Here is a 16117-nt window from a genome sequence, read left to right on the forward strand (position 1 = left end):
TTTTCAATGATCCAGGGAGGATATTATGAGAAAACTGCTTCTAGCCACCACGGCAATCGCCCTCAGCCTGTCAGGTGCCCTTCCGGCATCGGCTGAGTTCAATGCCAGAAACATTCGCATTTCCAACGGTATCAACGCAGACCATCCTGTCGGCAACGGCATCAAGGCCATGCAAGCCTGCCTCGATGAAAAATCCGGCGGCAAACTGAAGATTACTGCCTTCTGGGGCGGTGCTCTTGGCGGGGACCTGCAGGCGACCCAGGCCCTTCGCTCCGGTGTGCAGGAAGGTGTTGTCACCTCATCATCGCCACTCGTCGGTATCATTCCGGCGCTCGGCGTTTTCGATCTTCCCTTCCTGTTCTCGACACCGCAGGAAGCCTACAAGGTGCTCGACGGCAAGTTCGGCGACATGATGAACCAGAAGCTGGAAGCCGCAGGTCTGGTCAATCTCGCCTACTGGGAGAATGGCTTCCGCAATCTTTCCAACTCGGTGCGCCCTGTGACGAAGTGGGAAGATTTCTCGGGCATGAAGGTTCGTGTCATGCAGAACAACATCTTCCTCGACACGTTCCAGAATCTCGGAGCCAATCCGACGCCGATGGCCTTCGGCGAGGTGTTTTCCGCCCTTGAGACCAATGCCATCGATGCACAGGAAAATCCCTATGTGACGATCGATACATCCAAGTTCTTCGAGGTTCAGAAATACATCACCGAGACGAACCACGCCTACACGCCGTTCCTGTTGCTTTTCTCGAAGGCCATCTTCGACACATACACGGCAGAAGAACAGGCAGCCCTCCGGGAGTGCGCGGTTGTCGGACGTGACGAGGAACGGAAGGTCATCCAGGAACTGAACAAGACCTCGCTCGAGAAGATCAAGGAGGCCGGGCTGAAGGTCAATGTTCTCTCTGCAGAAGAGCAGGCCCGTATCCGTGAGAAATCGATGGTCGTATATGAAAAGCACAAGGCCCAGATCGGTGCCGACGTTGTCGATGCCATCATGGCGGAGCTGAAGGAAGCTCGCAAGTAATCCCAGCTCGCCAATCGAAAATGGAGGGTCGAGGCCAAAAGCCTCGGCCCTTTTTGTTGGACTGGTTTCGGTATCGCCGCTTTGCGCCCACGTGGATGACCCTTGCCGCAGGAGGCGGGAACGAACTGCGCCCGGGGCTGTTAGATGCACATAAGGAGTTTCTCAAATGAACAACAACGATCCTAAAAGTGCAGTAGAGGGTGATGCAAAAGGCCAGTACGCGCCTTCGCAGGCCGATCCCAAAGCTTCGGGAGTGGCGAGTGCGAAGCCCACAGCCGTCACGCATTCGGAAGACGCGACCGTCAACCGCGATTCCCCTCGCAAGGAAAAGTCGGACAAGGACTGGGACGTGAACTTTGACGAGACTAATCCAGACAAGTCCTGAACAGCAGATCATCAATTGACCTCCGCGAGACGGCTCCCTCAAACCGAGGGGGCCGTTTCTCATTATCAGCGCGATGAGTTTTCTAAACTTATCATATGTATTTTGAATTACTAAAATATAGCGACGGCTGTGGACCCCGCGACAAGAAATATCTGGCCGTCCTGCTATTTGTTCTGATCTAATATTGCAAAGAAAATCGGAAAAATAAGTGATAACAATGAGATGTAAGCCAAAACGGTCGGAGCATGTGGCCTTGCTCTAACTGTTTTCCGATCGAAAAATTCGCGAGCCACCCTCGAAGCATCTCTTTTCTTGATTGACCTTTAGGTTGTTTTTCCGACGAAACGGGCCTGTGTTCATCCCGGCTCTTAGCGGTCGAGCATATAAATTTCTTGTAACATCGTATAAGTTAGGCTAACTCATCATTTGAGTTTGAGCAGTCGTCCGGCTGTTCTGGGAGAAAGCTTGGGAGGTACGAATGCAAAGAAATTCTCTGAAGGCGCTGCTGATGGGTTGCGCAATCTGCTGCGGCAGCATCGCGACCGCCGAGGCGGAAAGCATCAGCGTCTGGTCCCGCCAGACCGATGAATCCATCAGCGTCCTGAAGGCGCTAACCGATGCCTTCACTGCGGAAAGCGGTATCACGGTGGAGACTTTCAATACCGGGATCGACTTCGAGCAACGCCTTGCGCGTGCTGCGGCAGGTCGGACCTTGCCGGATATCGTGCTGAATGACACCACCGCCATGGGCCAGATGCGGCAGATGGGCATTCTCGAAACCATTGATGCCAGCAAGATCGACGGTAGCCAGGATGTTTCGGCTTCGGCCTGGGACGGCGCCAAGGCGAACGATGGCAAGATTTATTCCGTTCCAATTTCCGCCCAGTCCTTCGCCATGTTCATCCGAAAGGATTGGCGCGAAAAGCTCGGTCTGCCCCAGCCAAAGACCTGGGAGGACGTGCGCAAGCTGGCTGAAGCTTTCACGAACAAGGATCCCGATGGCAACGGGAAGGCAGATACGTTCGGCATGGCGATTCCCGGATCGACTACGAGAGGCTACGCCAGCTGGTTCATGAGCAGTTTCATCTGGCAGGCCGGTGGCGATTACGTCAAGCAGGAAGGCGATGGTTTCGTTCCGACGCTGAATACGAAGGAGGTCGCGGAAGCGATGACCTATATGCGTGGGATGATTTGCGACAAGCTTGCGCAGCCGGGCGCGATCAATGCCACAACGGGTGACACCCTGCCGACATTCCGTTCCGGGCAGACGGGGATTTTCGTTTCCGGTCCGTATCACATTCCTCAGCTGGATGCAGAACCGGGCAAGGATGTCGTTGAAGTGGTGATGATGCCAGCGGGTCCCGGTGGCGTTGCTTCTCTTGCGGAAGGCACCAGTGCCTATCTCCTGAAAAGCGTAAAGAACGTCGAGGCTGCAAACAAGTTTCTGGCGTTCCTGATTTCGCCGAAGGGACAGGAGATTGCGATGGCGCAAGGCTCCGGAAAGACACCTATCGTCCGTTTGCCGGTCAACAACAAGGTCGATGTCAACAAGGTCCGCAACGATCCGCGCTGGATGGTTTTCAAGGAAACATTCGACAAATACGGACATTACATGCCCGCTGTTCCCAACTGGACTGCGATCCGTACCGTCACGGGTGAAGGCTTCAACCGTATTCTGGCGCAATGCGATGCAGATGTCGCCAAGGAACTCGAAGCGCTGAACAAGCAGGTCGCGATCGAGCTTAGCGGGCAGGATGCCCTGTCGGCTTCCCAGCAGTAAATGTTCTTCCCGCGTTGCCGAAAAATGGCGGCGCGGGACAGGCCCTGTTCAGCGAGGTGCAAATGTCCGTCACATCCCAGGTTTCCCCTGTTGGAAAAGCAGCCGTTCGGTCTGCGCCCAAACGCCACCGCGCCCGAAAGAGCTTTCGTGCATCCTTGACGCCATGGCTGTTTCTGGCGCCTGCCTTGATCATTTTCACATGGTTCAAGTTCTATCCCATGGTGTCGGGCTTCTCGATGTCCTTCTATGACGTCCAGTTCTACTCGGACAGCAAATGGGTCGGGCTGGACAATTTCTACCGCGCTTTCAACGATCTGGCCTTGAGAGAGGCAGTGATTCACACGACGATCTACGTCATTGTAGCGACGCTTTCGGCCTCCTTCATCGCCTTCTTCATGGCTCTGGCGCTTGAAGGGCCAGCGCGTCACCTCTCCGTCATCCGCACGGCGGTCTTCCTTCCAGCGATTACCAGCGTCGCCATTATCGCAGAAATCTGGCGTATTCTTTTCAATTCGGCAGATTACGGTCTGGTCAATTCCGTCATCGGCTTCTTTGGCATTGCGCCGCAAGGGTTTCTGAGTGATCCCAATCAGGCGCTGTGGGTGCTGATCCTGATGAGCGTGTGGAAAAGCGCGCCCTATGACATGGTCATTTTTGTCGCCGGGCTGGTTGGCGTCAACCGTGAACTCTACGATGCGGCGAGCGTCGATGGAGCAAGCCACTGGCGTAAGCTCTGGCACGTTACGCTACCCGGAATCATCCCGTCCATTTCCGTCGTCCTTATGCTGTCCTTCATTCGCGGTTTCCGGGTCTTTGCGGAGGTCTATGCCACCACCGGCGGCGGCCCGGCGGGATCTACTTCCACCATCATGACGCACATCTACAAGGTCGGCTTCGAAGAGCTGAATTACGGCTACGCGTCCGCCGTTTCCCTGATGCTGCTTGTCTTTACCGTTTTGCTGACGGTTCTGCACATGACCATCAAATCCAGACTTACCCGCTAAGGAGGCCATAGATGAAAACTCCCCTCTGGCTGACCCTGATCCGGTATGTTCTCTATGCGGTGCTGATTGCCGTCTTCGTAGGCCCATTCTGGGGTGCACTTGTCACGGCATTTAGTGGCGTCAGCCTCAAACCCGGTGAACTGACGCTGATCCCGCAGAGCCCGACGCTGGAGAATTTCCGCATCGCCCTCGTGGACATGAAGGTGTGGCGCTACCTGATGAACTCGGTAATCGTCGTGATTGTCGGCACCGCCTTGCAGGTTACCGTCAGCGCGCTGGCGGCCTATGCGCTGGCGCGCAAGAAGTTTCGTGGTGCTGCTGTCGTCAGCCTTCTCATCCTATGCACGCTCATGCTGCCTGAAGAGGTCATAGCCATCCCGCTTTATCTGGTGATGCAGAAGGAACTGCCGATCATCAACGTTTCGATCTACAACACCTATCTCGCAATGATCCTGCCGGTGGTGGGGTGGGCTTTTTCGATCTTCATGCTGACGGAGTTCATGCGGGCAATCCCGCTTGAGCTGGAAGAGGCTGCCCGTATCGACGGTGCAAGTGAATGGCAGATATTCTTCCGCGTCATCCTGCCTCTGGTAAGGCCCGCACTCGGAACCGTGCTGATCTTTGGCTTCATCATGATCTGGGATCAGTATCTGCTGCCTCTCATCGTCGTAAACGACAAGGATCTGATGACGCTTCCGGTGGCACTTGGCTCCCTGCGCGTGGACGATACGATTACACCAAACATACTCGTTGCTGCGACGCTTGTGGCCATGGCGCCGAGTGTCATCGTCTATCTCCTGCTTCAGCGGCAGTTCAATCGCGGCATCATGGCAGGCGCGGTCAAAGGCTAATTGCGCCGAGGCGCCAGTATATTCAGGAGGAAAATATGGGTGCAGTATCCCTGCGGAATGTTTCCAAGTCATTCGGTGCCGTCGATGTCATCAAGGACGTGTCCATCGACATAGAGGATGGCGAGTTCTGCGTGTTGATCGGGCCGAGCGGCTCAGGCAAATCAACTCTGTTGCGCATCATTGCCGGACTGGAAGAAGCCAGCAATGGCACCATTGAGATCGGGCAGCGTGACGTGACCGACCTGGAGCCGAAAGAGCGCGATATCGCCATGGTGTTCCAGAGTTATGCGCTCTATCCGCAGATGACCGTGCGCGAAAATATGAGCTTTGCGCTGCGTCTGGCGAAGCGCCCCAAGGAGGAAATCAAGAAGAAGATTGACGACGTCGCACATATGCTGGACCTCGAGAAACTCCTTGATCGCCTTCCCAAGGAGCTTTCTGGCGGACAGAGGCAGCGCGTCGCCATGGGACGTGCCATCGTGCGCAATCCGTCGGTGTTTCTTTTCGACGAACCTCTTTCCAATCTGGATGCGAAGCTGAGAAGCCAGGTTCGCGGCGAAATCCGCGACCTTCATCAAAAATGGAACACCACCTCCGTCTATGTGACCCACGATCAGGTGGAAGCGATGACGATGGGTCAGAAGATCGTTGTGTTGCGGGATGGACGTGTCGAACAGGCTGGAACGCCTCTGGAACTTTACGACCTGCCCAACAGCGTGTTCGTCGCAAGCTTCATCGGCTCGCCGGCCATCAACCTGTTCAAGGCGAAGGTGAGCGAGGACGCCAGGACATTGCTTCTCGACAATAGTCAGAAGGTGCTGCCTATACCCGGCAACTATCCAGACGCGCGCGGGCGTGACGTGATCATCGGCGTGCGGCCGGAATATCTGGAAATTGTCTCTGAAGATACGGCTGAAGCATTGCCTGCAACCGTTCACGCTGTTGAGACGACGGGTTCCGATACCACTGTCATCTGCGACAGTCCGGTAGGGCAGATCCTAGCCGCGTCCAAAAGCAGGAGTTTGCTCAACGCAGGAACAAAAATCGGCCTCAAAATTGCCGAGGGCAAGGCATTGATCTTCGATGCGCAGACCGAGCAGCGTCTGAAACCGGCCAGTTCGTGACCCATAAAACCACTGGAATGAAACGGATCTGGTGACATGACCAAAGCTGGTACATCGGTCTTTACGGCTGAAAGAATCGCAAGGACCGCTTGCACCATCGGGGAGACACCCGTTTGGGAGCCTGAGCATGATCGCGTGACATGGATCGATGTGGCCGCTGGATATCTCTACAGAATGACGTTCCCCGATGCGGCCATCGAGAGGTTCGCGCTGCCAATAAGAGTGGGTGCGATTGCCTTGCGTGAGGATGGTGGTTTCATTGCCTCGACGGAGCGAGGTTTTGCAACGCTCGACATCGTTGACGGTCAGGTCTTGCTTGAAGCGGGCTACGGCCCGCAACTGGAAGCGGGGTGGCGCATGAATGATGGCGCGTGTGACAGGCAGGGACGTTTCTGGTCCGGATCTATCGCGTCCAACACCTCGACACCAGGCGCTTTCGGCACATTGTTCAGCATCGGAAGTGGCGGCGAGGTCGTTCAAAGGGGCGGAAGCTTCCGAACGCAGAACGGTCTCGCCTGGAGCCCGGACGGGCTTTGCATGTATGTCTCAGATTCCAAACCGGGCTATTCGCAGGTCATGGTGCATGAATTCGAACCATCGACAGGACATTTCAGTGGCGGACGCCTGTTTGCCGATATCGAGACACTGGGCGGACGACCAGATGGAGCGGCAATCGATGTCGACGGCTGTTACTGGATTGCCGCAAGCGATGGCGGGCAGATCGTCCGTCTGACACCCGATGGCGTGGTGGATGCGCAGATCCGGATAGACGTGCCAAATCCCACGAATATCTGCTTTGTCGGTCCCGGCATGAGAACGGCGTTCATAACGACTCTGCGTGCCGATGGCGTGGGCCCGGGAGGCGATGTCTATGCCGTTCATCTTCCGTTTCAGGGCATGAGTGAGCCTCGATACCAGCCAGGCCTGTCGCAACAATCGCAGGGATAGCGAAATTGATTGTCGTCTTTATCCCCCAAACCAAAAGACCCCAACCGGAGTAACGATATGTATCTCGGCACACAAATCCCGGCCCGCCATGATGACGACTACAGGGTGATGAAGCAGCTCGGCGTCAACAATGTTTCCGCAACGCCGCCCGGCGACTGGCGCACGTGGGACCGCCCGACGCTGGAGGCATTCCGGGAGAAGGTGGAGAGCTTCGGTCTGACGCTCGACATGACACAGTTGCCGATGCCCTCGACGCGAGTGGACAGAGACGTTCCCTGCAAGGATATCATGTTGGCTGGCCCGGAGCGCGATAGCCAGATCGATGGCATCTGCCGCCTGATCGAAAACTGCGCAGCAGCAGGCATTCCGTCCGTCCGGTACAATTTCAACTACATCGGCATTCCACGGACCCCAATGGAGCCCGGTCGCGGGGGATACATGGCTGAGGCATTTCGACTGGATCTTGCCAATCCGGACGAGCCGACACCAGCCGGTATCGGCGATATCGATGAGGACACGATTTGGGAGCGCGTGGATTACTTTCTGGCGCGTGTGGTGCCTGTTGCCGAATCCGTCAACATCCGCCTTGCATGCCATCCGCACGATCCAGCCACGCCACCAGGCTATATGGGCGTAACGCGCGTTCTGGGATCGGTAGAGGGAATGAAGCGGTTCGTCTCAATGCATGAGAGCCCGGTTCACGGTCTCAACTTCTGCATTGGCACCCTTGGAGAAATGGTCGAGGATGTCGGGCAGGTACCGGAAATCACCCGCTGGTTCGGAGAGCGGGGAAAGATCATGAATATTCACTTCCGCAACATTGTCGGCAAGCGCTATTCGTTCCGGGAAAGCTTTCCTGAAGACGGTGATATCGACATGCCCGCTGTCATCGATGCATTGCGTGATACCGGCTACAAATACATGGTCATGCCTGACCACGCGCCGACGCTTTCCGGCGAAAACCAGCAGCAGGTGGCCTTCGCATTTTGCTACGGCTACATCGCGGCTCTGCTGCAAACCCGTTGCTGATGCAAATCCAAACCGGTTGAAGTTCCGCCTTCGCGATCACATTCCAGCACACTATGTCAGGTAGTCACATGTCTCTCTCTCCTACGATCCATATTGCCGCACAACCGGACGACCTCACCGAACAGCTGCAATCGCTTTTCGACAGGCATGAAGGCATGCTGCATATCGTCCTGGAGCCGGGCATTCACCGATGCGGCGGGTTGCGTCTGCGCTCCAATCTCACGATAGAGATCGTCAAAGGTGCAGAACTGCATTTCATTCCCGATTATGAGGCCTATGCCCACACCACGGTTGCGATTGTCGCGGAGGAAAGCGATCGCGCAATGATGACTGCGGTCGGAGAGAGCAATATTGCCCTCGTTGGGGGCGGCCGCATATTCTGCGCGGGATCGACGCTCTATACCCATGGTGAGGACGGCGACATGGGCACATTGGTCGCATCGCGCTATCGTCCCCGTATCCTCGTTCTGGACGGCTGCAAGAATATCCGCATTGAAGGTCTGCGGATCGACGATTCACCAATGTGGACGATGCATTTTGCTGCCTGCGATACGATTCAGGTCAAGGGTGTGGCGGTCGATAACGACCGCCGTATGCCCAACACGGATGGCATCGTGATCGATGGCTGCCGGAACGTGGACATCCTCGACAGCGAGTTCCGCACGGCCGATGATGGCATCGTGTTGAAGACGACACGACGTGAGGATGGCAGCGTTACCGGACCATGCGAGAATGTCTCCGTGCGCAACTGCGTCGTTGAAAGCAGATCCTGCGCCCTCAAACTTGGTACGGAAAGCTTCTCCGCGTTCCGCAACATCTCCTTTGAAGATGTCCGCATTGAAAAATCCAATCGCGGTCTCGGTATTTTCTCACGGGATGGCGGGGTGGTTGATGGCGTGCGCTTTGTCCGCATTTCTGTGGATTGCCACGAAACACCGGCTGGTTTCTGGGGCTCGGGCGAAGCTATCACGATTACCGTGCTGGACCGGCGACCAGAGGAGTTTCCGGCTGGCAAGGTCTGCAACGTGCTTATCGAAGACGTCGAAGGCACGATGGAAGGTGCGATCAATATGGTCGCCGAAACCGAAGGCGGCATTTCCGATATCATATTGCGAAACATCGCATTGGAGCAAAAGGCAGGCCCACTGAAGACGGGACTGCGCTACGACATTCGCCCGACCATCGATGATCGTTTCGATCGCTTTCCGATTGGAGATAAGAGTGCCGGACGCGTCAACGCCTGGCGCTTTGGCCCGGATGGCCAGATTATTGGCCTGATTGCATATCCGGGTGGGATGCCAGCCATCTTTACCAAGGGTGTGTCCAACCTTGTCACCGAAAATATCAGGATCGGCCGTCCAGAGCCGCTGCCGGAAAACTGGAACCGCGAGATTGTGGTGAACGCTGCTGCTTCAAGCTGACAGCAGCGTTCACGAGATTCCTACTGCGGGCTGACGAGCTGGCCTGCCAGCCTGAACGGGCTGGCCACGGCGGCACCAGCTGCGTCAAAAACAAAGGCGCCGATGTTTCTGCCATTCGTGCGCATTTTTGTTTCCGCCTTGTCCAGATTTCCTGCAAACTTTGCCAGCGAAGCATATCGGTCGTGGCCAAGCCCATCCGACGACTGCAGCGATGAAATGTCGATGACGGTGAGATGCTCGGCTTTGGCGGTTTTTTCGATGATGGGATCGTGGATATCCAACAGGCCGACGCGAGGACGTTCTCCTCCGACGAAACTGGAGATGCTGAGTGCGTTATCCTGTTTCGAGACAAGCAGAACGATGGGATTGCGGATACGGCCAATATCCTTGAGCTGTGCCTGGAATACGTCGGTGTCGATATCCGGTGCCGCCAGCACGATTTGCAGCTTTTGCAGGACGTCGTCACGGCCCTGAAGTTTCAGCTGCCTTGAGACTTCCATCGAAAGAAAGCCTCCCATGCTGTGTCCGAACAGAATGATGCGTTTGATCTTCGGTGACCGGCCAAGTGCCTTGAGAAGCGCATCCAGCTCCGTGCGTGAATACAAGACGGCATCCCTGTCGGCCACGTAGCCGGCAACGCTTGCAGCCGAGGGCCAGGAGAACATGATCGGAGGGCTCATTGCATTGGCGTCTGCGGCAACCTGCGCTGTTCGAAACAAGGCCTCCTGGTAGGAATAATTGTAGCCATGCACGAAAACAGCGACTGTCCCATCGAATCTGGCCGCCTGCGTCGCTTCCCGCACAAGCGCGTCGAGCGAGAGCTTTTCGCGTTCAAGCACGATGTAATCGCGTTTCGGGTCCGGCTTGGCGGTAGGGTAATTTATCGCCGCACCGTTTCTGTCTTTCGGAATGGAAAAAACGAAACGGTCGTAATGAAGGTTTTGGCCCCACCGGTTTCCAAATGTCCCGTCTTTAGCTTCGCGATCGCGATTGGTGACCGCAAGCACGCTTAGCGTTTCAGCTGCGTCATTTTTCAATGCCACGGGCTTGAGAACATCCGGGCTTGGGCGCGAAACGCAGCCGGTCAGGGCAAACAGGACTGCAATCACGCTGAGGAGACTGAAACGGCCTCTGTCGCTTCTAGAGAGGGAAAGAAACATCATGGGGGTCGCTTTATGGAGGGAAAAAGGTAACGGGGCGTCTGGCGCCCCGTCTCTTAGCAGGCAGGTGCTGGCGTGTCTGTCGGCTCGACATCATCTTCGCGTGGAATTCTGAACCAGGCAACATAGAGAGCTGGAAGAAACAGAAGCGTGAGAACCGTTCCGACAACGATGCCGCCCATCATGGCGTAGGCCATCGGCCCCCAGAAAATCTCGCGAGAGATTGGGATAAGAGCCAAGGTGGCTGCTGCCGCCGTCAACATGATCGGCCGCATACGATGTTCGGTTGCTTCTATGACGGCTTTCCAAGGCGACATGCCTTCACTTCGCAGCTGTTCGATCTGCACCACAAGGATGACCGAGTTTCTGATCAGGATCCCGATGAGGGCAAGAACACCGAGGATCGCCACGAAGCCCATTGGCGCATTGCTGAGCAGGAGCGCGGCGACGACACCGATGAGAGCAAGCGGGGCAACGGCAAAGACAAGGAACAGACGACTGAAGCTTTGCAGCTGCAGCATCAGGATCGTTGCCATTGCCAGCAGCATCATCGGCGCAACCGCGGCGATTGGCCCCTGCGCATCGGCACTGGATTCCACCGAACCACCAATCTCGACCTTGTAGCCTGCGGGCAATGTTTCCGTGAACTTCGCGACTTCGGGCTTCAAGCGTTCGACAATGGTTGCCGGCTGCGTCGTGCCCAATACCGCAGCCTTGATGGTGATGGTCGGAATACGGTCTCTGCGTCCGATCATGGGCTGTTCGAGTTCATAGCGGAACTTCGCGACAGCCGACAGAGGGACGGACTTGCCGTTCGAACCTGCCAATTGGAGGTTCTTCAAGGTTTCGATAGAGCCGCGTTCGACGTCTTCTGCCCGACCGATGACGTCGATCAGGTAGATATCGTCCCGGATCTGCGTCGTGGACGTTCCCTCGACAATATCATTCAGCAGGGTTGCGATATCCTGGGACGAAACGCCGAGCTGCCTTGCCTTGTCCTGCAGGACATCAACCTTGACCACACGCGATGGTTCGTTCCAGTCGTAGGTCATGTTGGACAGGAGCGGATTGGAACTGATGATGGTGCCGAATTGCTGCGCATATTGGCGCACCTTCTGCACGTCAGGTCCGCTGATGCGATATTGAACCGGCTTTCCAACGGGTGGGCCAATATCGAGCAGTTTCACAAAGGCGTCGGTGCCCGGGAATGTCTGCGAAAGGTAAGACTGCAGATCATCTTTCAGACGATTGCGCGCTTCCACATCCTTCGCCACGATAACCGTCTGGCCGAACCAGCTTGCCGGGCTCTGAACATCGTAGGACAGGATGAAACGGGGTGCGCCTTCTCCGACATAGGTTGACCAATGATCGATGTCGCCGTTTCCGACAAGCTTGTCCTTTTCGAACTGGGCCATTTGCCTGTTGGTTTCAGCGATGGTGCTGTTTTGCGGCAAGCTCCAGTCGATGATAAGTTCAACGCGGTCCGATGCCGGGAAGAATTGCTGCTGAACGAGACCAAGGCCGCCAATGGAAGCGCCGAACACCAATACGGTCGCTCCAATCGTGAGCCAACGCCACCGCATGGCAATCAGGAGCAGCCAGGCAAAGGCGCGTGCAGTACGTCCCTTTTGCTCATGATGCGATTTCATCGTCTTCGGAAGGATGACGACGCCCAGCAATGGTGTGAAGACCACCGCAACGATCCATGAAACGACGAGCGACACCGCGATGACGACAAAGAGGGTGAAGGTAAATTCGCCAGCCGCGCTGCTGTTCAGGCCGATGGGAATAAAGCCTGCAACCGTGACCAGCGTTCCCGTCAACATGGGGAATGCGGTAGACGTGTAGACGTAGGTTGCTGCCTTTCTCAGGTTGTCGCCAGCCTCAAGTCGCGACACCATCATTTCGACGGCAATCATCGCATCGTCCACAAGCAGGCCGAGCGCGATAATGAGCGCACCGAGTGAAATTCGCTGGAGCGAAATGCCGGTATATTCCATGAACACGAAAGTGATTGCCAGCACGAGCGGGATGGAAACGGCAACCACAAGTCCTGCCCTGACGCCAAGGCTGATAAAGCTGATGGCAAGCACGATCACGACAGCCTCGAAGAGGGCGGTTGTAAAGCCCGAGACCGCTTCCTCGACGACGGCGGGCTGGTCGGACACGCGATTGACCGAGACGCCAATGGGAAGGTCGGCAACGACACGTTTTATTTCCGCGTCGAGATTTTCGCCGAAGGTCAGCAAATTGGCGCCGGGCGTCATGCCGATTGCAAGACCAATTGCGGGCTGTCCATTGAAGCGGAACAGCGACGATGGAGGGTCGACATATCCGCGCTTGATCGTCGCAACGTCGGTCAGCGGGAAATAACGGTCATTGACCCTCAGATTGATGGCTTTGAGGCTTTCCTCGGATGCAAATGCACCGCCCACTCTCAAGGCAATTCTTTCAGGACCGGCATCAACGAAACCGGACTGCGTGACCGCGTTCTGGGACTGCAGTGTCTGGATGATGCTTTGACGGTCCAGTCCGAGCGCGGCAATCTTGCGCGTCGAAAATTCGAGATAGATGGCCTCGTCCTGCGCGCCGATGACGTCAATCTTGCCTGCATCCGGCACTGTCAGAAGCTTGGCACGGGCGTCCTCGACAAGGTCGCGCAACTGGCGCTGGGAAACGCCGTCTGCCGTAAAGGCGTAGATGTTGCCGTAGACATCGCCAAATGTATCGTTGAAGAATGGACCGACGACACCGCTGGGAAGATCTCCCTTGATGTCGCTGACCATGTTGCGAACGCGGACCCAGTTGCCACTGACGTCCCTTGCCTTGGTGGTGGGAAGCAGTTCGACATAAATCGTCGTTTGTCCGGCCTTGGTCTCGCTGCGCGTATAGTCGAGTGCATCAAGTTCTTCGAGTTTCTTCTCGATGCGGTCCGTGACCTGTTTTGTCACCTCCTCTGCGGAGGCTCCCGGCCACTGCGCATTGATGATCATCGTCTTGATCGTGAAGGAGGGGTCTTCCTCACGGCCGAGATTGATATAGGAGAATGCACCCGCCAGGATGAAGATGATCATGAAATACCAGACGAGCGAACGGTGCTCGAGCGCCCAGTCGGAAAGATTGAACGGTTTCACTGGGCATTCTCCTGGTCAATGCGAACGGCCTGGCCGTCTTTGAGTTGGTTCACGCCCGCCGTCACCACGCGGTCGCCGGCATTGATGCCTTGGGCGACGATCACAGTGCCGGTTGAGGCTGGGGTAGCTTCAAGGGTAACTTCACGGGGAGATACCGTACCGCTCTTGTCATCGACGATCCACACGAAGGTTTTTGCTCCTTCCTTGCGAATGGAAGACGAGGGAACCTTGATGACGGGCGCCGATGTCGTCGTGGCACTTGCCATGATGACGGCCCCCAGACGCAAGGCTTCCGGAGGATTGATCAATGTCAGCTTCGTGCGCCGCGTTCGGGTCGCATCGTCGGCCTCGGGTGCTATTTCACGAACGACAGCCTTGGTGTGAATTGCCGGATCGAGCTGCAACGAAACATCGAATTCCGCGCCGGGCCTGAGAAGCGAGCTTCCGGCCTCCGGTACGTCGATGACGGCATCGCGTTCTTCCGGCCGCGCTACTGTAACAACGCTCTGACCCGCGGAAACGACCTGCCCGACCTCGGCAGATGTTGTGGTGACGACACCATCGAATTCGGCCAGGAGGCGTGAGTAGCCCAGTTGCTCCTCTGCCTTATCAAGGTTAGCCTTCGCCTTGTTGACATTCGCTTCAGCGGTGGCCCGCTCCTGCTGTGCGCTTTCAAAGGTTGCTTTGGCCGCGGACTGGCGCTCGAACAGGGTCTGTTGGCGTTGTTCATTGGTTGCCGCATTTGCCAGCTGTGCCTGGGCATTGGACAAATCCGACTGCGCGCTTCTGACGGCCAGCTCAAGAGAGAGTGGATCTATCGCGGCAAGGACCGCACCTTTTTTGACGACGTCCCCAACCTGGACATTTCGTGCCACGATGCGGCCGAGAATGCGAAAGCCGAACTGGGTCTCGATGCGTGCTTCCACCGTGCCGGGGAGGCTGAAAGCGACTTCCGGTGCCGGCTGTGCAACCATGAAAAGCACAGGACGAGGCTTTTCCGCAGGAGCTTCATCCTGTTTTTCGCAGGATACAAGAAAGGTCGCCGCAAGAAGCAGCGATATCAATGTTGCTTGGACCTTCATTGGGCGGCTCCCTTGTAGGCCACGACTTCGCCGGCAGACAGGAATTTATTGCCACTGGTCACCACGGTTTCTCCCTCGGAAAGTCCCGCGCGGACTGAGAAGCGTTCATTCGAATAGTCTGCAACCTCTATCTTCCGCAAGGAGACGGAACCTGCCTTGGGATCGACGATCCAAACTGCCGGTTGTCCGGAAATCGATGCCATTGCCGACCAGGGCAGTTGCATCATGCTTTTCGGCTTGTAACGCGCGGTCGCGGCGACGGCGCTGCCAAGGCGAACATCGGCATTGGCGTCCAGCGCCAGCTTTATCCTCACGGTTCCGGACGATGTATCGATGGTTGGAGATACCTCACGGACGGTCGCCTTGATCGGTTGCCCGCCTGAAAGCATACGCACCATGATATCGTTTTGAATTTCACCGCCAATAAGAACGCTTTCGTCCGCGTTGATCACCGCATCGCGGGGGCCATCGTGCGCCAGCGTGAAAACCAATTGTGCGGCCTGCGCAACCTGACCCACTTCCGCGTTTCTTGCGGTAATGATGCCATCGGCATCGGCTTTCAATTCCGTTTGCTCAAGGGCATCGCGGGCAGTATCCACCTGCGCCTGTGCGGACTGGACCGTGCCCTGTGCTGTCAAAAGCGCTTCCTGCGCTTGGTCGAGCGCGGCTCTGGTCGTCACACCGGTATTGAAGAGACTTTGCTGGCGGTCGAAGGCCTGTTGCGCCTGCATCTGCTGCGCTTCAGCCGATTGAAGTGTCGCCACCGCAACCTGAAGATCGGCTTTCTGCTCCTCCGGGTCGATGCGGGCGAGAATCTGGCCCTGCGACACGTGGTCGCCGACGTCGACCAAACGTTCGGTTATGCGGCCGCTAACGCGAAAGGAAAGATCGGACTGAACGCGCGCGCTGACTTCGCCCGTGATCGAGATTTGATCGGTGGATTCAAGCGATTTGACCTGAACCGTTTCGACCAGACGCTTGGGCTTTTCCACCTGCTGGTCGTCGGGTGTGCAAGCGGTCAGGCCCGCCAGGGATGCCGCCGCCAGGGCACTAATAGCAAGACTTCTCATCTATTGCCTCTTGAACCGTGATGAAACCCTGATACATTTGACTTACCGGACAGTCAATGAAATTATTGTATGTTCGAAACGGCTGAAATTTAATGGTTA

Annotated in this window: 13 protein-coding genes; 9 read left to right on the top strand and 4 right to left on the bottom strand. The window is 56.4% G+C overall.

Translation table 11 applies throughout. The annotated features are described in order from the left end of the window. Nucleotides 1–25: 25 nt before the first annotated feature. The 9 genes from ASF69_RS19920 (at nt 26) to ASF69_RS19960 (ending at nt 9572) form a co-directional block, all read left to right on the top strand. Entirely contained in the window at nt 26–1030 is a 1005-nt protein-coding gene (locus ASF69_RS19920) for a TRAP transporter substrate-binding protein (protein ID WP_062590017.1), read from the top strand. A gap of 166 nt (nt 1031–1196) precedes the next feature. Further along, nucleotides 1197–1415 carry a hypothetical protein gene (locus ASF69_RS19925; protein WP_062590019.1) on the top strand — a complete coding sequence of 73 codons (219 nt, stop codon included), beginning with the start codon at nt 1197–1199 and terminating at the stop codon, nt 1413–1415. Nucleotides 1416–1893: 478 nt separating this feature from the next. Next, on the top strand, nt 1894–3195 hold the full coding sequence (locus ASF69_RS19930) for a sugar ABC transporter substrate-binding protein (RefSeq protein ID WP_062590021.1): 1302 nt from the start codon (nt 1894–1896) through the stop codon (nt 3193–3195). Nucleotides 3196–3257: 62 nt separating this feature from the next. Then, the gene (locus ASF69_RS19935) at nt 3258–4199 is read left to right on the top strand and encodes a sugar ABC transporter permease (protein WP_082469810.1); all 942 of its coding nucleotides are present in this window, start codon (nt 3258–3260) and stop codon (nt 4197–4199) included. A gap of 11 nt (nt 4200–4210) precedes the next feature. Further along, entirely contained in the window at nt 4211–5050 is an 840-nt protein-coding gene (locus tag ASF69_RS19940) for a carbohydrate ABC transporter permease (protein ID WP_062590023.1), read from the top strand. Nucleotides 5051–5085: 35 nt separating this feature from the next. Then, complete coding sequence (gene ugpC, locus ASF69_RS19945; RefSeq protein ID WP_062590025.1) at nt 5086–6174, top strand: sn-glycerol-3-phosphate ABC transporter ATP-binding protein UgpC; 1089 nt, start codon at nt 5086–5088, stop codon at nt 6172–6174. 36 nt (nt 6175–6210) lie between these two features. Further along, on the top strand, nt 6211–7122 hold the full coding sequence (locus ASF69_RS19950; protein ID WP_062590027.1) for an SMP-30/gluconolactonase/LRE family protein: 912 nt from the start codon (nt 6211–6213) through the stop codon (nt 7120–7122). A 57-nt stretch (nt 7123–7179) separates the two neighbouring features. Further along, nucleotides 7180–8151, top strand: a complete 972-nt coding sequence (locus ASF69_RS19955; RefSeq protein ID WP_062590028.1) for a mannonate dehydratase — start codon at nt 7180–7182, stop codon at nt 8149–8151. 68 nt (nt 8152–8219) lie between these two features. Further along, the gene (locus ASF69_RS19960) at nt 8220–9572 is read left to right on the top strand and encodes a glycosyl hydrolase family 28 protein (RefSeq protein ID WP_062590029.1); all 1353 of its coding nucleotides are present in this window, start codon (nt 8220–8222) and stop codon (nt 9570–9572) included. Nucleotides 9573–9592: 20 nt separating this feature from the next. On the opposite strand, the gene ASF69_RS19965 is transcribed toward ASF69_RS19960, so the two are convergent. Genes ASF69_RS19965 through ASF69_RS19980 form a run of 4 tightly spaced genes read right to left on the bottom strand, consistent with a single transcriptional unit; the run spans nt 9593 to nt 16018 of the window. Continuing rightward, nucleotides 9593–10735: an alpha/beta fold hydrolase gene (locus tag ASF69_RS19965; RefSeq protein WP_062590030.1), complete on the bottom strand. Its 1143-nt coding sequence runs from the start codon at nt 10733–10735 to the stop codon at nt 9593–9595. 53 nt (nt 10736–10788) lie between these two features. Beyond that, nucleotides 10789–13866, bottom strand: coding sequence for an efflux RND transporter permease subunit (locus ASF69_RS19970; RefSeq protein ID WP_062590031.1), 3078 nt, complete (start codon nt 13864–13866; stop codon nt 10789–10791). Further along, nucleotides 13863–14948 (bottom strand): efflux RND transporter periplasmic adaptor subunit, encoded by a 1086-nt coding sequence (locus tag ASF69_RS19975; protein ID WP_062590032.1) that lies wholly within the window; start codon nt 14946–14948, stop codon nt 13863–13865. Before ASF69_RS19975 ends, ASF69_RS19970 begins: the two co-directional genes overlap by 4 nt. Next, a complete protein-coding gene (locus tag ASF69_RS19980; RefSeq protein WP_062590033.1) occupies nt 14945–16018 on the bottom strand; it encodes an efflux RND transporter periplasmic adaptor subunit in 1074 nt (357 codons plus the stop codon). Before ASF69_RS19980 ends, ASF69_RS19975 begins: the two co-directional genes overlap by 4 nt. Between the last annotated feature and the right edge of the window lie 99 nt (nt 16019–16117).

This window comes from Rhizobium sp. Leaf311, assembly GCF_001423445.1.
Taxonomy (GTDB): domain Bacteria; phylum Pseudomonadota; class Alphaproteobacteria; order Rhizobiales; family Rhizobiaceae; genus Agrobacterium.